General features: G+C 62.3%; 15 protein-coding genes. 10 read left to right on the top strand and 5 right to left on the bottom strand.

The window, feature by feature from the left end; genetic code table 11:
- Positions 1-140: 140 nt before the first annotated feature.
- Together Q8O69_RS10225 and Q8O69_RS10220 are read right to left on the bottom strand one after the other, a co-directional pair.
- Complete coding sequence (locus tag Q8O69_RS10225) at positions 141-644, bottom strand: cupredoxin family protein (protein WP_305591805.1); 504 nt, start codon at positions 642-644, stop codon at positions 141-143.
- A gap of 82 nt (positions 645-726) precedes the next feature.
- Positions 727-1,170, bottom strand: a complete 444-nt coding sequence (locus Q8O69_RS10220; RefSeq protein ID WP_305591803.1) for a hypothetical protein — start codon at positions 1,168-1,170, stop codon at positions 727-729.
- 84 nt (positions 1,171-1,254) lie between these two features.
- On the opposite strand from Q8O69_RS10220, the gene Q8O69_RS10215 reads away from it, so the two are divergent.
- From Q8O69_RS10215 to Q8O69_RS10200, 4 genes are all read left to right on the top strand, one after another.
- Positions 1,255-1,656, top strand: coding sequence for a hypothetical protein (locus Q8O69_RS10215; protein WP_305591801.1), 402 nt, complete (start codon positions 1,255-1,257; stop codon positions 1,654-1,656).
- 136 nt (positions 1,657-1,792) lie between these two features.
- The gene (locus Q8O69_RS10210; RefSeq protein ID WP_305591799.1) at positions 1,793-2,338 is read left to right on the top strand and encodes an AAA family ATPase; all 546 of its coding nucleotides are present in this window, start codon (positions 1,793-1,795) and stop codon (positions 2,336-2,338) included.
- Between the two features lie 26 nt (positions 2,339-2,364).
- Positions 2,365-2,808 carry an NUDIX hydrolase gene (locus Q8O69_RS10205; protein WP_305591797.1) on the top strand — a complete coding sequence of 148 codons (444 nt, stop codon included), beginning with the start codon at positions 2,365-2,367 and terminating at the stop codon, positions 2,806-2,808.
- Between the two features lie 87 nt (positions 2,809-2,895).
- Entirely contained in the window at positions 2,896-3,420 is a 525-nt protein-coding gene (locus Q8O69_RS10200) for an NUDIX domain-containing protein (RefSeq protein WP_305591795.1), read from the top strand.
- An 82-nt stretch (positions 3,421-3,502) separates the two neighbouring features.
- On the opposite strand, the gene fhuF is transcribed toward Q8O69_RS10200, so the two are convergent.
- On the bottom strand, positions 3,503-4,249 hold the full coding sequence (gene fhuF, locus Q8O69_RS10195) for a siderophore-iron reductase FhuF (protein WP_305591793.1): 747 nt from the start codon (positions 4,247-4,249) through the stop codon (positions 3,503-3,505).
- 203 nt (positions 4,250-4,452) lie between these two features.
- Between fhuF and Q8O69_RS10190 the strand changes: the two genes are divergently transcribed.
- The 6 genes from Q8O69_RS10190 to Q8O69_RS10165 all read left to right on the top strand — a co-directional run bounded on the left by Q8O69_RS10190 (position 4,453) and on the right by Q8O69_RS10165 (position 11,620).
- Positions 4,453-5,673, top strand: coding sequence for an MFS transporter (locus Q8O69_RS10190; protein WP_305591791.1), 1,221 nt, complete (start codon positions 4,453-4,455; stop codon positions 5,671-5,673).
- A 61-nt stretch (positions 5,674-5,734) separates the two neighbouring features.
- Positions 5,735-7,696, top strand: a complete 1,962-nt coding sequence (locus Q8O69_RS10185; RefSeq protein ID WP_305591789.1) for a TonB-dependent receptor domain-containing protein — start codon at positions 5,735-5,737, stop codon at positions 7,694-7,696.
- Between the two features lie 58 nt (positions 7,697-7,754).
- Positions 7,755-8,792: an iron ABC transporter permease gene (locus Q8O69_RS10180; RefSeq protein WP_305591787.1), complete on the top strand. Its 1,038-nt coding sequence runs from the start codon at positions 7,755-7,757 to the stop codon at positions 8,790-8,792.
- 2 nt (positions 8,793-8,794) lie between these two features.
- Entirely contained in the window at positions 8,795-9,838 is a 1,044-nt protein-coding gene (locus Q8O69_RS10175) for an iron chelate uptake ABC transporter family permease subunit (RefSeq protein ID WP_305591785.1), read from the top strand.
- Positions 9,838-10,674: an ABC transporter ATP-binding protein gene (locus tag Q8O69_RS10170; RefSeq protein ID WP_305591783.1), complete on the top strand. Its 837-nt coding sequence runs from the start codon at positions 9,838-9,840 to the stop codon at positions 10,672-10,674. The genes Q8O69_RS10175 and Q8O69_RS10170 overlap by 1 nt, the downstream gene beginning before the upstream one ends.
- 4 nt (positions 10,675-10,678) lie before the next feature.
- Entirely contained in the window at positions 10,679-11,620 is a 942-nt protein-coding gene (locus Q8O69_RS10165) for an iron-siderophore ABC transporter substrate-binding protein (protein ID WP_305591781.1), read from the top strand.
- A 21-nt stretch (positions 11,621-11,641) separates the two neighbouring features.
- On the opposite strand, the gene Q8O69_RS10160 is transcribed toward Q8O69_RS10165, so the two are convergent.
- Both Q8O69_RS10160 and Q8O69_RS10155 read right to left on the bottom strand, forming a co-directional pair.
- On the bottom strand, positions 11,642-13,120 hold the full coding sequence (locus Q8O69_RS10160) for an amino acid adenylation domain-containing protein (RefSeq protein WP_305591780.1): 1,479 nt from the start codon (positions 13,118-13,120) through the stop codon (positions 11,642-11,644).
- Positions 13,117-17,679 (bottom strand): non-ribosomal peptide synthetase, encoded by a 4,563-nt coding sequence (locus Q8O69_RS10155; RefSeq protein WP_305591778.1) that lies wholly within the window; start codon positions 17,677-17,679, stop codon positions 13,117-13,119. The genes Q8O69_RS10160 and Q8O69_RS10155 overlap by 4 nt, the downstream gene beginning before the upstream one ends.
- Between the last annotated feature and the right edge of the window lie 6 nt (positions 17,680-17,685).

Raw genomic sequence — 17,685 nt, 5'->3', positions numbered from 1 at the left:
CGGCCAGAGCACCTGGCTGTATGAGTCCAAGGCGATCATTGCCTATCTCGACGAGCGCTTCGCTGCAGTCTGAAAAAAACGGGGCCGCTAAGCGGCCCCGGTTGTTTCAGCGTTATGGCTGATCACTCAGGCCAACGTATTCAGTTAGCCAGCACCCGCACCTTACCCACCATACCGGCCTGGTAGTGGCCGGGAATCAGGCAGGCAAAGTCGAACTCACCTGCGCGATTGAAGGTCCAGATAAGCTCCTCGCGCTGCCCTGGGGCGACATGGGCCATATCCGGCGAATCGTGTTGCATGCCCGCGGATGTCGCCATCATCGCAGCATGCTGCTGCAACTCAGCCTGAGTGCCGAGCACAAACTCGTGCATGACCTGCCCCTCGTTGCGATGAACAAAGCGGATGGTTTCGCCCTGCTTAACTTCAAGCTGGTCGGGGCTGAAACGCATCTGATCGTTCATGCTGATTTCGATGGTCCGGCTGACCTGCTCCGGCTCGCCGGCGATGCCCCAGGCTTTCTGCTGTTTGGCCGGCGCTGCCGCGTGATGCGTGCCGTGATGTTCGCCAGCGGCCAGCGCAGCACTGGCGCCCAGCAACAGGCCCAGACTCAACAGCAAGGCAACGGAATTTGAAGATGCACTCATGGTTAGGTTCTCGAATTAGAAACTGAATAAACGCTGCGGGCCAAACGCAGCAGAGCGCTGACCGCATACAGCAACACACTGTTCAGACGAGAAATAACCGCGGGGGACGTTCGAGGGGTTCGCTGATAAAGCCCACAAACTGGTCAAGGCGCGCCAGGGATGGCTCACCGGCTTGCAGCGGTGCATCGCAGCCCTTCACTGAACTCAGGATTACCGCACCCACACAGAACGCACAAAGGCTACACAGGCTTTTATCCAAATCCGCTAGCGCATTGCTGGCGTTATCGCTGGTGTGATGTTCGCCATGGGTAGACGCCTCAGCAGCCTGAGCCGCGACCATCATGCCTGGATGATGCGCCGTCATCTGCGCATCAACCTGCGCCGTAGCGCTGCCCTGCTGGGTTAGCGCGCATAGCTGCATGCTGAGGGCGGCCATGCCCTGCGCCGGGAGGGCGAGCATCAGCATGCAGATCAGGGCAGTATGCAGTGAGCGCATGGCAGCGGAGGTGGTTTTGGGCAATGACATGGAGGCGGATTATCCGCCCAATAGCGGCTTTGTCCACACCCGAGCATGGGCAAAAGCCCCCGCAGCTGGCTATGATCGGAGCCCATGACCAACACCCCACCCTTGCGCCAACCCTGCCCACCCGGCGCCTGCGATTGCGGGCGCGAGCAGCTGTTGCAGCAAGCAAACAGCGATGTGCGCATCCTGTTGCTCACCCGCAACGAGGAAAAGCGCCTGCTAGAACGCCTGGAAAACCTTGAAAGCCTGGCCGACCTGGAAAAGCTGCAGCGGCGCATCTACGAGCAGCTCGGTGTGCGCGTCGTCGTCGCTCCCGGCTTTAATGAGGTGCGCAGCATGCGCGGCATCGCAATCCAGATCGCTGAACTGCCCGGGCTGTGCCGCAAAACCCGCCAGGCCATCCCCACCGCCATTCGCCGCGGATTGGAGAAACGCCCACAGATCGCCTACGACCTGCTTAACGCCCATGACCTGTTTCGCGATATTTAAGGGGCTGGCTAAGAGGGTCGTAAGCTGACCAAAAAGGCCAGACACCGGTCGACTGCATGAGCCGAAAACCGCGCGATTGACAGGCCGGTAAAAATCAGCAGAATCGCCGCCCCTTTTCAACGGATGGAAGTCCCTCGTGCAACGGATTGTGATTTTGGGCAATGCTGGCAGCGGCAAGTCCACTCTGGCGCGGGCCTTGAGCAAACGCCTCAGCTTGCCCGTCGTGCACCTGGATACACTGTTCTGGGAGCCTGGCTGGGTCGAGCCCGACGCGGCGCAGTTCCGTGCAAGGGTGCGCGATGCGCTCACAACGGATGCCTGGATCTGCGAAGGCAACTACGCCCGACGCACCTTCGACCTGCGCCTGCCCAACGCCGACCTGATCATCTGGCTTGATACACCAAGGCTGACCTGCCTGACGCGCGTTATCGTGCGTAGCGTATTGAATCGACCTCGCCCCGACCTTCCAGCAGGCTGTAGAGAGCAACTCGACCAGGCATTTCTGGGTTTTCTTAAATTCGTCTGGCAGTTCGACCATGGCTACCGCCAAGGTATCGATGCAGTGCGCATGACCATAGCCCCAACGCTGCCAACAGTGCATTTACGAGGCCGTCGACAGATTGCCGCCTTCCTTGCTCGGTTGCCCGCAACACCTGCAGCTCGGCCCAGTTCGATCAATTGAAGACCCGAAGAAAGGGATTATTACTCGTGGCAGAACACTTCATCCGCCCGCTCGCACTGTGCATTTTCCATCATCAGGGGAAAATACTGGTCAACCAATTCCACGATTCCGATGAGAACCGGATGCTCTTTCGCCCTATTGGCGGCGGCATTGAATTCGGCGAAAGGAGCCACTACGCCATCGTCCGCGAAGTGCAGGAAGAACTGGGCCGTTCGATCAGCGATATTCGCTTGATTGGCACGCTGGAAAGCATCTTCACCTACGCAGGCAAGCCGGGGCACGAGATTGTCCAAATCTACGATGCCAGGTTTGACGACGCAGAGGTCTATGAACAACCTTGGCTAGACGGCCACGAAAGCGATGGCGCGCCGTTCAGGGCCATGTGGCACTCCAGCGCAAGTTTCACCCCTGCATCACCGCTAGTACCCGAGGGGCTTTACGACCTACTCAAGCGAGCATTGCTGTTGTGACAGCCCATCGGTAGGCCGGGGCTGGCCGTATGCCAATTAAGGCTGTGTTGGCATGCGACGCAATTTTCAAACTCAAGGATCAGGCACATGGCATTACTGGTAGAGAAAGCGCCCATTACTAAAGCCCTGATGGAGGCTGACTTGAAAGATGCTTGTGACCCCAACCTGCTTGCGACAAAAGCATGCCCTGTGGTTGTGCGGATGATTGACGGCATGGAGTACCTGCTGGTGTTCAAACATCCACTAGCGGGTTACCAACTGGTGAAGGGCACCATTGAATTGGCTGAGCGGCCTGCCCATGCAGCCGTGCGCGAGCTTGCTGAAGAATCGGGCATTTGTAATGCCCAGGCAGTAAGGGATCTAGGCAGTTGGAATGCCGGGTACGAGCAACAGATTTGGTCGTTTCAGCTTTGTGAGGTCGCAGAGTCGCTACCCCAGCAGTGGCGCTTCGACACACATGATGATGGCGGACATGTCTTTGAGTTCTTCTGGCATCCGTTGAGTGCTGGTTTTCCCACGCCTTGTCACACGCTGTTTCAGGCAGCCTGGGCACAGATCAGAAATCGGCTTTACGCCACGGACGCGGACACACATAGCCCTTACAGGTGCTAACAGCAGCTCATCGATCCTCCCAAAAGCTGACCTGATTCACACCGAATTCACCCGCAACCTGCTGCACGATGCGAAGCACGTGCTACTTAGGCTGCTTCAAGCGTGGACAATTAGGGCAAAGCTCCACCCCTGGCAGCACGTAGCGAATGCAGCACAAACGGCGCTGCCGCCAGGGCCGTACCTGACCATCTGCGTGTTCGATATCGATATAGCGGATTGGCGCATAGAGCGGGTTGCGCGAACCATCCGGGCGTTGCGCGGTGCTTAGCAGGCACTGGCCGTCGAGCAATAACTGCGGCTGATCGCTGCGCTTTTGCAGTTGCCCAAGCCAAGCCTCGAAGTAGTTGCCGGCATTGCTCCAAAGCACCTTCGCCGAGACCCCGCTATGGGCGCAGAGCGCCTGAATAAACGGCTGCAGGTTGTCATCGAGCAGATGAGCAAAACGCTCGAAGGGATTTTGCGGCGGCGGCATCGGCTCGCATGGCCCAGGCAGCTTGAACACCAGCGGCAAGCCTTCGCCATCGACGATGATCGCCAGCTGTTCGAGCTGCAGCGGCATGCGTTGGTCCAGCAGCAGCGCCGCACTGATCACCGGCGGAAACAGGCGCATAAAGTACTGATTGGCCCAGATCGACGCCAAACCGCGCTGGTCGGCAGCCGCGAATTGCGGACGGAAGCGTGCCATCAATTCACTCAGCTTCTGCGGCTGAAGGAATTGCTCACCACTGATGGCCTCACGCGGATCATCCGCCGCCACAAAAACATTGCGATAACGCGCCTGATCGCCACTGAACAGTGTGGCCAGCTCGGACAGCATCTCTCCTTCCACGGAGGTATCCGTTGATGCCGCTAGAGCTGCGGTTGCAGGCAAATTCGGCGCCTCAGCAGCAGCGTTCTTCTTGGGAAAATCCTTGGCGTGCAATGCCGTCACCCGTCACAAAAAGCCAATATTAACGCTAACGATTAGCATTTGCGAAATACTGATTCATTACTTAAGATGCAGCCCGCGCCCAATCTAGAGCGGTTATGCACATGGATGATGTAGGACACTCGAAAGCAGCCGTGCATCTGGCGATGCTGATCAACCTGCTTTCCATCGGCAGTCTGATGATGGTGATGCCCCTGGGTCCGGATCTGGTTCGTCACCTCGGCATGCAGGCCAGCCATGTCGGTTATATCAGTGGCGGCGCCACGCTCGCCTCTGCCCTGAGCATGGCTCTGGCGGCGCCCTGGCTGGATCGCCTAAAACGCAAACAGGCGCTGGTGATCCTTCTAACCCTGCGTTTCGCCTTGCTGATGGCCTGCGCCCTGACCAGCAGCGCCGAGCAGCTGATTCTGCTGTTTGTGCTCTCCGGCCTGGTTGCCGGGCCCATGGGCGCGTTGCTGATGGCAAGCATGCTCGACATCGTCCCGCCGGCCGAACGCGGGCGAAAACTCGCCTATATCGGCATGGGCTTTTCTCTGGCAGCCATTGTGGTGGTGCCCCTGGCTCTGGAGCTGGCGCTGCGCTGGAGTTGGCAAGCGCCCTTTATCGTTTTCGGCGGTGTGGGCCTGGCGCTGGCGTTGTTGTGTCAACTGCTGCTGCACATTCAGGCCAGCGCTTCGCGGCCCAGCGGCTCGGTATTACCGCTGTTGAAATCGCCGCTGTGCCTGGGCGCACTGGCGATCACCGCGCTGCAGATATTCGGTCACTTTCTGCTGGTGCCGCATTTCTCCAACTACTTCCAGTTCAACCTGAGTTTTCCACGCGAGCAGATCGGCCTGCTGTTTCTCTGCGGCGGTCTGGCCAGCCTGGCCGCCATGCGCCTGGGCGGTATCTGGATCGACCGTGGCCAGGCATTGACGGTGATTCTGCTCAGCAGCTTCGGTCTGGCACTGACCACGCTGCTGGGTTTTGCCACGCCGATTGGCCTGTCGATCTACCTGGTCTTCGTGCTGTTTATGGCCGCCAGCGCGGTGCGCACCAACAGCAGCATGACCATTGCCGCAGCGATCCCGCCGCCGCACCAGCGCGCCGCCTTTATGGCGTTTCAGGGCACCGTCAGCAATATCGCCGCCGGGCTCGGTAGCCTGTTTTCGGCGCTCTACCTAAGCACTGGCACAGATAACCAGCTTCAAGGCTTCAACCAGTTAAGCGGCTTTTATGTGGTCGTCGGAATACTCACGGGGGTGGGTATGTGGTTGCTCCAACGCGGTATCCGGCGACGCGACGCCGCCAGCCACACCGCAGGCATAACAACACAGGCGGGCTGAAACCGCCGATCACCAGTGATCAGCTGTAAACGCGTCAACACCTACTCAAATGGAACCTGTCATGTCTTTTGTCAGAAACATCAATCGCCGTCGCGCCATCTCGGTGGGCGTACTGGGCGGTCTGCTGCCTTTCGCGGCGCTGGCCGACAACAGCGTCACCCTGGAAGACAGCATCGTCACCGCCTCGCAAACGGCCCACAGCCAGTTGAGCGTGCCCGCCAGCGCCTCGGTTATCACCCGCGCCGAGCTGGAAAAGATGCCGGTCTATGACCTGGCCGATGCGGTAAAGCGCCTGCCTGGCGTGCACATCAATACCTCCTCGGCCTATGGCCGCAAGGAGATCAAGATTCGCGGCATGGACTCGGACTACACCCTGCTGCTGGTCAACGGCCGCCGCATCAACTCGCGTGACGCCCTGACCTCCAACTACGCCAACGACTTCGACCTGTCCTCGATCCCCATGGCAGCGGTTGAGCGTATCGAAGTGATTCGTGGCCCGATGTCTTCGCTGTATGGCGCCGATGCCCTGGGCGGGGTGGTCAACGTAATCCTGCGTCAGCCAACCAACAGCACCAAAGCCGGCGTGGCCGCCAGCTATGAAAGCCCCCGCAAGGGCGATGAAGGTGACAGCCTGAAGACCAGCGGCTACCTCAGTGGCGCGCTGATTGAGGACAGCGTGCTTGGCAATCTGATTGTCGAGTCCACCGACCAGGAAGCCTGGCAGACCGACCAACTCACCTTGAAGGGCACCGATGCTGCGGAAAAACGCCGCGGCAACAACATTTTGGGCTCTCTCAGCTGGCTGATCGACGAACAGCAAAGTATCGACCTGGACATCAGTCACCGCGAAGAAGCACGCAAAGCGCGCTGGAACAACTACGGTGCGTTGATTACCAATGTCCAAGACATGGATCGCACCACGTTCGGCCTGGCACACAACGGCAACTGGGACAGCTTCAATTCCCGCGTGCGCTACTACTACGAAAAGGTCGAGCTGACCGACGACTCGCAGATCATGACCGCGCTACGCAAACGCATCGGTGAGGTGGAGCAGAACAACCACACCGTCGACGGCCAGATTTCCACCACCCTCGGCAGCCACCTGCTGACCGCCGGTAGCGAGCTGCGCCGTACCACCCTGGAGCATAACCAGAACCTCGGTAAGGAAACCGAAGTCGACCAGAAAGCCATCTACCTGCAGGACGAGTTTTCCCTCGGCGACCTCGATATCACCCTTGGCGCACGCTGGGATGACCATGAGGTATTCGGCGGCGCATTCAGCCCGCGCCTCTACAGCATCTACAACCTAACCGACAACTGGGTGCTCAAGGGCGGTGTCGGCAAGGCCTTCAAGGCACCGGACATTACCCAGTCCGACGAGAGTTACAGCGTGTTGGCCTGCCGAGGCATGTGCCAGATCGTCGGCAACCCGGACCTGAAGCCGGAAACCTCGGTCAGCTATGAGCTGGGCACCCTGTATCAGAACGAGCGCCTGCAAGCCGGCATCATGTTCTTCAACAACGAGATTGAAGACATGATCGTCAGTGACAGCTGGCGAGCTGGTTACCGCCCTGCAGTGATGACCTACACCAACGTCAGCAAAGCGCGCATCCAAGGCTACGAATTACAGGGCCGCTACGCCTTTACCGACGCCTTGGCCGCACGCGCTAATTACACTTACTCGGACGCCGAAGATCGCGACACCGGCAAACCGCTGAACTACAGCCCGCAACACATCGCCAATATCGGCTTCGACTGGCAGGCATTGCCAAAACTGGGCCTGAATCTGGACTACCAGTACACCGGCAGCCAGATGCTGGTCGTACCAGCCAAATCCGCCAGCTTCGAATCGGGGGCCTACTCCACCCTCAGCCTGGGCAGCAATTTCCAGGCAACCAAAGAACTCACACTCAAAGCCGGTCTGAACAATCTGACCAACACCAAGCGTGATGACGTCGCTCAATCCATCGATCACATCCTGATGGGCCGCACCGTTTACGTAGGCTTCAGCTACGACCTGTAACACCCGTACCCCGGCGACACCTGTCGCCGGGGTTACCCGAACTCTGCCCAGTAGAACCATGAGCCAACAAACCCGCACGCTTCACATCCAGCAACGCCACGTCTTGCTCGCCGGCAGCCTGTTGCTGCTTGGTCTGCTAGCACTGTCCCTGGCCACCGGTGCTGGGCAATACGGCGCGGCGGATGTGCTCGGTTTTCTACTGGGCAACCCCAGCAGCCTGGCCGATGACAAACTGGCTATGGTGGTTAACAGCCTGCGTCTACCACGCACTCTCGCCGCGTTGCTGGTCGGCGCCAGCCTGGCGCTGGCCGCCACCCTGCTGCAAAGCGCGACGCGCAACCCACTGGCCGAACCCGGCCTGCTCGGGGTGAATGCCGGCGCGGTGCTCGGCCTGGTGGTCGGGCTGATCTACTTCGGCGTCGAATCCACCCAGGGCTACCTGCTCTGGGCCGGTGCCGGGGCGCTGCTGGGCAACCTGCTGGTGCTCGGCATCGGCGTAATGCTTGGCCAGGCCAGCCCGCTCAAGCTGATCCTCGCCGGCATGGCCCTGGCGGCGGTGTTCGGCGGCATCGCCAATTTTCTGCTGCTCTCCACTAGGGTGGCGCTGGAGCAGTTTCGCTACTGGAACCTCGGTTCACTGTCGGCTTCCGAGCTGTCTGCCGTGATCACAGTCAGCCCGCTGGCGCTGCTCGGCTTGGTGCTCGCGGCCCTGCTCTGCCGGCAACTGACGCTGATGCAGATGGGCGACAGCCAGGCCCGCGCCCTGGGCATCTCGACTACCTGGGTGCGCGTTGGCGTTCTGCTCGCCGCCACCCTGCTGACCGCCTGCGCCATCGCCCTGTCCGGGCCAATCGGCTTTGTCGGCTTTCTGGCTGCCTACTGCGCGCGCCTGCTGGAACCGGTGGCGCTGCTACGTCAGCTATTGTTCTCCAGCCTGTTCGGCATGCTGTTTCTGCTCGCTGCGGACATCCTCGCGCGCTGGCTGGTGCAACCCTTTGAACTGCCGGTCGGCACCCTGCTCGCTGCGCTCGGTGCGCCGGCCTTGATCGCCATCGTCCTGCGCGGCGGCTTCCGTTCTCTATTGGCGGTGAAATAAACATGCCCAGCCATCAACCCTCCGGGCTCTGGCATCTGCGTCTGGGTCAGCTGAACCTGCTGCTGCATCGGCGCACCTGGCTGCTCAGCCTGCTGGTGCTTACGGTGCTGTTGGCGCTGGTGATCATGGCCATCAGCCTCGGCTCCGGGCGTATGGGCGTACTCGATGTACTGGCCACGTTGAGCGGCCAGGGCAGCAAGCTCAACGACATCATGGTGTTCAAAATCCGCATGCCACGGGTCGCCGCTGTGGTGGTCGCAGGACTCGCCATGGGCATGGCTGGCTGCCTGATCCAGACCCTGGTACGCAACCGCCTGGCCACCCCGGACATGGTCGGGGTTAACGAAGGCGCGGCGCTGGCGGTGATCGGTTTTGCTCTTTATCTGACTGTTGGCAGTTGGCCCTGGTGGGCCTCGCCGTTGGGTGCGGCGCTGGCTGCTGTGGCGCTGTTCGTGCTGTGCCGCCGGCCTGGCGAGCAGGGTTATCTGTTTATCGTTATCGGCATCGCCCTGTCAGAGCTGCTCGGCGCCATCGGTGATTTTATGATGGCCACTCAACCGCTGGTGCACCTAGGCAGCATCTACCTGTGGACCATGGGCCATTTCGCCGGAGCCAGCTACCAGACGGTCACACCGATTGCGTTGATCCTACTGGCGCTCTGCCCGCTGCTGGCTTGGCTTAACCGCCCGCTGGCACTGCTGCGCTTCGGTGAGGCGACCGCGCAGAACCTCGGCATCAAGGTCGCGGCGCTGCAACTGGCAGTGCTTGGCGTGGCGATTCTGGTGGCGGCGCTAGGCACCGCCATCGGCGGCCCGGTGATATTTATCGCCATGGCCGCGCCAATCATCGCCTCCTGGCTGGCCCGCGATCACCTCGCGCCGATCTGGCTGGCGGCGTTATGTGGCGCGGTGCTGCTGGTGGGCAGCGACACCCTGGTACGCCTGCTGGCGCAGCCCGAAGAAATCCCCACCGGGATCATGACTCGCCTGCTTGGCGGCGTTCTGCTGCTGATCCTGTTGCTCAAAGACCGCAAAGGCTCCGATTGATGCCCCTGTTACCCACGCCGATACCCCAGCCCCTACCTGCGCAACTGCGTGCGCATAACCTGAGCTTCGCCTACCAGGCCAAGAGCGTGCTGAAGGACGTCTCGTTCGAGCTGCCCAAGGGCAAGCTGATCGGCATTGTCGGGCCCAACGGCAGCGGCAAATCCACTCTGCTCAAGCTGCTGGCGCGGCAACTGCCATTGCAGGGCGGCCAAGTCGAACTCAACGGCATACCGCTGCAACGCTACGCAATGAAAGCCCTGGCCCGCGAGCTGGCCTTTCTGCCGCAGCGCCCAGTGATGGCCGAAGGCATTCGCGTCGAGCAGTTGGTGCAATACGGCCGTCACCCGCACCAGGGCTGGTTCAACCAGTGGAGCGCGGAAGACGCCCGCCAGGTCGCCCGCGCCCGCGATGCCATGCAACTGCAGGAGATCTGGCAGCAGGTCGCCTCCTCGCTGTCCGGCGGCCAGGCACAGCGTGCCTGGCTGGGCATGATCCTGGCACAGAACACCGACCTGGTGCTGCTCGATGAACCCACCAGCGCGCTGGATATCGGCCACCAAGCCGAGGTCATGGAGGCAGTGCTGAATATCGTCGGCGAGGGCCGCACCGTGCTGATCGTGATTCACGACCTAGGCGTGGCCGCGCGTTACTGCGATGAAATCATCGCCCTCGACAACGGCCGTATTGCCGCCATGGGCCCGGCCCGTGAGGTGATCAACAAGACCCTGGTCGACCAGCTCTACCACACCGACGTGGACATCCTCGCGGCGCCCGATGACGGCGCTCCCGTGGTGGTGCCGCGCCGTCGCAAGCCCGCCCACTCTGAACAGGACTAATCCGATGACGACTCTATTGCGCTGGAGTCTGCCCCTGCTGCTTGCCAGCCAGCTGTTAAGCGCGGCCGCCGTGGCCGGCACCCGCCAAATCGAAGATGCTTTCGGCAACCCGGTTACTGTGCCAAGTGCACCGCAGCGGGTGATCACCTTGAGTGAACTGGATCTGGATGCCGCGCTGGCCCTGGGCATCACTCCGGTCGGCACGATTAACGGCCGTGGCCAGGCCGCGCCGCCACGTTATCTCGACAGCCAAGCAGTAGCCGGGATCAAGGTGGTCGGCGATATCGACAACCCGAACCTGGAAACCCTGCTGGAGCTGGAACCCGACCTGATCCTCACCGGCCCGGTAAAACCCGAGCAACTGGCGATCCTCAATGAAATCGCCCCCACGGTGATCACCTTCGCCTGGGCCAAACCCTGGCAGGAAAGCCTGCAACGCACTGCCAACGCGCTCAACCAAAACGCTGCCGCCGATGCGCTGCTGGCACGCTACAACGCCCGCGCCGCCGAAGCCCGCGAACGCTTGAAGGCTCACCAGGGCGAGACCTTCAGCATCGTGCGCTGGAACCCCAAAGGCCCGTCCTACATGTTCAAGGATGCTTTCGCCAGTAGCGTGATCGCCGACGTCGGCCTGCTGCGCCCCAGCTATCAACAAGACCCCGGCCACACCCACTCCATGGCACTGAGCCTGGAATCACTGCAACTGTTGGATGCCGACTGGCTGGTGATCGGCACCCTGAGCACCAGCGGCGAAGCCGTGGAAGCCCTGCAACAGGCCGAACAGACCCCAGCGTTCAAGCAACTGTCGGCAATCCAGGGCAAACGCTTTGGCGCAGTCGATGGCTCGCTATGGACCTCCCTCGGCGGCCCACAGGCCGCGTTGCAGGTGATCGCCGATATCGAACAGCTGCTCGGCAAGGCTGACGCTCAGCCGATCAAAAACTGACTGAACGCCGTTCGGCTCCGGTTACTCCGGAGCCGGCAGGCGATTTCTATCCAGCTTGCCACTGGCGGTTTTCGGCAGGCTGTCGAGCAGCAGAATGCGCGCCGGAATCATGTAGTGCGGCAGCCGCTGCTGCAGCGCGCGGCGAATGCTCATACGGCCCAGACCAGCGCCCTCGCGCAGTTCCACGTACGCCACCAGACAGGCGTCATCACCGCTGCCATGCAACCGCACCGCCGCGTCCTGCACGCCGTCGATACGCCGCAGACAGACTTCGATCTCGCCCAGTTCGATGCGAAAGCCGCGCAGCTTTATCTGCTCGTCGCGCCGCCCCAGATAACGGTAGGCATCCTCGCCGACCCGCTGCACGCGGTCACCAGTGCGATACAGCTGGCGGCCTTGCCAGGCAATAAAGCTCTGTGCGGTCAGATCTGTGCGCGCCCAGTAGCCGCTGGCCAGCGACGGCCCTTCGATGCACAGCTCGCCCTCGCCGCCAATGGCCAAGGCCTCACCGGCCTCGTCCAGCACCCAGTGGCGGTAGCCATCGAGGGACTGGCGCAGCAGCACGCCCTGCTCGCCCAGAGGCAACTCCACCCGCGCCATCAGCGACCAGACGGTGGCCTCGGTGGGGCCGTAGCAATTCCACAACTGGCCTACCAGCGGAACCAAGCGCTCGGCCAGGGGCGCATCCAGTGCCTCGCCGCCGCATAGTGCAGTCAGTCCGGCGCGACCCGGCCAACCGGCCTTGAGCAGCATGCGCCAAAACGCTGGGGTGGCCTGCAGGGTGTTGATTTCCGGATGCTCGGCCAAAAGCCTGAGCAGCGCGTCCGGGTCCTTGTGCGCCGGATTGCCAACCACTTGCAGTGCGCCACCGGCCCATAGCGGGCCGAGCATTTCTAGCAGGGAGATATCAAAGGCTGGGGTGGTGATAAACAGCCAGCGGGTGGCGCTGCCCAACTGCAGCCTGCGGCTAGCGGCGCTGAGGAAATTGGCCAGGGCGCGGTGGCTGATCACCACCCCCTTGGGCCGCCCGGTGGAGCCCGAGGTAAACATCATATAAGCCGGCAATTGCTCATCCAGCTCCGGCCAGCTCAGCTCGCCTCCTACACCGTCTCGCAGGTGCAGGCTCGGCATGACAAAGCGGCCTTCGCCCCCAGCATCCTGCAACACCAGCGCCAGCTCGGCGTCGTCGGCAATCCCCTGCAAGCGCTCGAGGGGGAACTCCGGGTCCAGCGGCACAAAGCACAACCCGTTATGCAGACAGGCCAGCGTCGTCGCCAGCAAGTCAGCCGAACGTTGCAGGTACAGGCCAACCCGCGCCCCCACTGGCACGCCCTGCACCTTCAGTTGCGCGGCAATCGCCGCAGTACGTGCGGCCAGACGCGCGTAGCTATAACTGTCGCCAGCCCAGCCCAGCGCGGGCGCGCCGGCATGCTCGACGAACACCTGCGCCAGGTGGGTGCCCAGCAGTGGCACGCCAAGGTTCTGCTGCATCGCCGTCATGCCTGCACCGCCACGGCCAGCTCGGCCAGTTCACTGAGGTGCTGACGCAGACGCTGCAGCAGTTGCTCGCTGAGATCGCCGCGCAGGCAGCCGATCTGCCGCAGGGTCAGGCGACCATCAAAAATCCCGCCATGCAGGCTGATCAGTTCCGCCGAACGATTGTCCGCCGCACTTGGCCGGCCCGGTGCGATGGGCAACGGCTGCCAGTCGCCCTGGCCGCTGCGCGCGCTGCCCAGATAGTTCAACGCCACCGGCGGCAGCGGTAAGGGGTTGGGCTCCGCCAGGCTGGCGCGCAGTGGCATATAGCCGACGCCGTTATCCGGCACCTGGTGCAGCTGCTCGGCGCATTGCGCGATCAGCTGCGCCCAGTCCGCCTGATCATCCAGCACCAGCGGATACATGCTGGTGAACCAGCCCAGGGTGCGGCTGACGTCCAGGCCCGGGTCTATCGCCTCGCGGCCATGGCCTTCCAGCAGAATCCACTGACGCTGTCCCAAGCCCATTTCGCTAAGCGTGCGGGTCAACGCGGCCAGCAACAAACTGCGCACCTCACAGGCAAATACCTGGGTGGCGTGCTGGCTAAGTTGCTGAGTTAGCGCCGGTTCCAGCTCAAGTAGATGCACCTGGGTCGGCTCGGTGCTGATCCACTCAGCTGGGATGCGATAGTCCATCGCCGCCATGCGCTCGCGCCAGAAGCGCAGCTGCGCGCCGGCTTGCAGCACATAGGCGAGCAAGCCCTGGCCCCACTGGCGATAGCTGCTGGTCTTGGCCGGCAGCGCTTCGCCACGATGTAGACGCGCCAGGTCATCGGCGAGGATGCGCCAGGACACCGCATCGACCACCAGGTGGTGACAGGCGATAAACAGCCCGCGACCCTGCGGCAGGTTTTCCACCAGCGCCCAGCTCAGGCTACGCCCCAGCATCGGCTCGAAGTGGCTTTGCAGCTCGGTCAGCGCCGCTTGCAAACCGGCTTCGCCCAGTTCGGCGTAATCAAGGATTGCTGGCGCTGCCAGCGGCAGATTCTCCAGGTAACGCTGACTGGTCGGCGTCACCGCCAGGCGCAGGGCATCGTGATGCTGCAACAACTGCTGCAAATAACCGCGAAACTGCGTCACCGCAACGCCCGCAGGCAGGCGTAGCAATACGCCCTGATTCCAGTGCTGCGGGGTGGCCAGGGGCTGCTCGAAGAACCAGCGTTGAATCGGCTGCAAGGGGAACTCGCCAGTCAGCACGCCCTGTTCGGCCTCTACCGCGATCGCCTCACGCTTGCTGCCCAGCACCCGACACAGGCGGCGCACGGTCTTGGCCTCGAACACTTCCTTGACCGAGCAGGGATAGCCGGCATCGCGCAGGCGCGTGGTCAGCTGGATACTCAGGATCGAATCGCCGCCCAACTGGAAGAAGTCGCTCTGCACACCGAGCGGCTGATTCAGCACGGCCTGCCAGATGGCGAGGATCTCGGCTTCGAGCGGGTTGGCCGGCGGCGTATGCTCACCGCCAGCCGCCAGGTCGATCTTCGGCAACTGGCGCAGGTCGAGCTTGCCATTCGGCGTCAGCGGCATCTGTTCGAGCAGCACCAAGCTGCTCGGCACCATATATTCCGGCAGGCGCTGCGCCACGTCATGCAAGACCACTTCGATCACCGGCTGAGCTGCACCGGGCTTGAGCGCCGCGTAGGCGACCAGGGCCTGACGCTGGCCATCGCGCAGCACCAGCACCTTGACCTGTTGCAGCGCCGGACAGCTGAGGCTCAGCTGGGTTTCGATCTCCCCCGGCTCAATGCGGTAGCCGCGCAGTTTGATCTGCTCATCCAGCCGGCCCAGGTATTCATAGTCACCATTGCCCAACAGCCGCGCGCGGTCGCCGCTGTGGTACAGGCGCATGGTGACGCCGGCCACGCAGTGTTCGCGGAATGCCGCTGCCGTGCGCTGCGGCTGGTTCAAATAGCCGCGCGCCAGACCGAGGCCGGCCAGGCACAGTTCACCCGGCACACCGACCGGGCAGAGGTTGCCCAGCTCGTCGAGGATCAGCGCCTGCATACCGTCGATTGGCGTACCTATGCTCAGACTGCTGCCTGGTAGCAAATGCTTGCACAGCGCAGTCACCGTAGCCTCGGTTGGCCCATACATATTGATCAGGCGCACGCGCCCGGCCCAGCGCTCGATCAACCCGGTCGGACAGGCCTCACCGCCAAAGCCGATGGCCTGCAAAGCCGGCAACTCACGCTCGGGCAGGGTCGCGAGCAAGGCCGTGGGGCAGATCATATGGCTGCTGGCGCTGCGCTCGAGCTGCTCCAGCAGGCCCTCATCCGGGTCGCCCCAGACCAGGCTCGCACCGTGGGTCAGCGGCAGCAGCGCACACATATTGCCGGCGTCGAAGGACAGCGACATGCAGTTGAACATGCGTGCCTCGCAGCCCAGTTGCAGGCGCTGGGCGTGGTCCTGCAGCAGGTTGACCAGGCTGCCCTGTTCGACCATCACGCCCTTGGGCAAGCCGCTAGAACCGGAGGTGTAGATCACCTGAGCGAGCTGCTGCGGGTCGTGGCCGAGCGCCGGGGTGGTCGGTGGCATGCCGTCGAGTTGCGCCTGTAGGCCGGCATTCTGCAGATCGACCCAGCGCACGCCAGTATCCAATGCGAATGACGGCTGGCCCTGGCCGACTATCAGCTCAATGCCGGCATCGCCGAGGATGTGTTGTAAGCGTTCACGCGGGTAGGCTGGGTCCAGCGGCACGTAGGCGGCGTTGATTTTCCAGATGGCCATGACCGCCACGGCGAAGACATTCTCGCGGCGCGCCAGTACGCCCAGCAGCGCACCCGGGCCGCAGCCCTGGCTAAGCAGCCAATGCGCCAGGCGGTTGGCTCGCGCATCCAGTTCGGCATAACTTATCGCCTGCTCGTCAAAACCCAGGGCCGGGCGCTGCGGATGCAGCCGCGCCATATCCTCGAACAAGCCCAGCGCCGTACGCCGATTGGGATAATCCGTAGGCAACGAGGCCAGGCGCACGGCGGTCTGCTGTAACAGCGGCTGATCGAGCAGCGGCAGCGCCCAGATATCCATCTCGGGCTGTTCAACCACCGCTTCCAGCAGCAATAACAGGCGTTCGGCATAACGTTCGACCGTGGCGTGCTCGAACAGCGCCGTGGCGTAAAGCCAGTCAACCCGCACAGAGTCCATCAATTCGGTGACCTTGACCGAGATATCGGTCTTGGCCGGCAGCACCGGCGAGGTTTCCTCGACCGCCTGGCAACCGGGAATCAGGTCGTTGAAATCGACCCGCGCCTGGTATACCAGCATGATCTGAAAAATCGGGTTGATCGCCGTGTGGCGATCCATGCCAAGCGCCTCGCTAAGTGCCTCGAAGCGGTACAACTGGTGGTCGAAGGCCTCCAGATCATCCTTGCGACAGGCCTGCAGGTAATCGCTAAAACTCTGCCGCTCGGGCAGCTGGGTGCGCAGCACCAAGGTGTTGACGAAAAAGCCCACCAGCCCTTCGATATCCGGGCGCTCGCGGTAGGCCAGCGGCGTGCCGATAACGATGTCGCGCTCGCCACTATGGCGCGCCAGCAGCAGCGCGAACAGCGCATGCAGGCCGATAAAGGGCGAAGTGTTGTGGCGCTGGCAGAGCTCTTTGAAACGCGCCCACAGCGCATTGTCGATAGTCGAGAACACCAGCTCGCCGCCACTGGCCTGATGCGCCGGACGCGGCTTGTCCAGCGGCAGGCTGTGCACATCGGCAATACCGCGCAGGCGCTCGACCCAGAACGGTTTGAACTGCTCGTGGTAGTCACGGAACAGCGGCGAGTTGAACCAGCTGGCGTAGTCGATGTAGTTCAGCGCCGGCGCTTGCCAGTTCAACGGCTGGCGATTCTGGAAGGCCAGAAACGCGGTCTTGAGGTCGGCAAACATGTTCTTCACCGACCAGCCGTCGGAGATGATGTGGTGCTGGGTGATCAGCAGCACGTGCTCACGCGCGCCGAGGCGTAGCAGGTGCACACGGGTCAGCTCGCCCGTGGTGAGGTCGAAGGGCCGGTTGATCTCTTCGCGCACCCGTTGCGCCACCTGCGTTTCACGGGCGGGTAGCTCAAGAGCGGACACATCCTCAACGTCCAGCTGCAGCGACTGCTGCGACAAAATCTGCTGTTCGCCACGGCCCTGGGCATTGCGCACAAAGCGCGTGCGCAGGCTGGCGTGGCGCTGCGCCAGCGCGTCGAAGGCAAACGCCAGCGCCGGCACATCCAGCTCGCCGCTCAGGCGGAAATACACCGGCATGTTGTACAGGTGCGAGCTTTCCTCGTACTGCTCGATAAACCACAAACCGCTCTGCGATGACGATAGCGGGCCACTTTCGGCATGCTGCGCCTGGATCGGTGCGGCAAAGGCGTTGGCGGCGGCCAAGCAGGTGACGATGGCGTCGCGGTTAGCGCGAATCTGCTGGCCCAACTCCGGGGTGATGGCGTCCTTGCTCGACTGGGAAACTAGCTGGCCCTGAGCATTCAGACTCAGCTGCACGCCCTGGCGGGCCAGCTGGTTCAGCAGGCCGATGATATTAGTGTTCATGAGCTA

Source organism: Pseudomonas sp. (assembly GCF_030690725.1).
Lineage (GTDB): Bacteria > Pseudomonadota > Gammaproteobacteria > Pseudomonadales > Pseudomonadaceae > Aquipseudomonas.
Note: the sequence above shows the minus strand (reverse complement) of the source record. Positions and strands in the feature narration are given on the sequence as shown.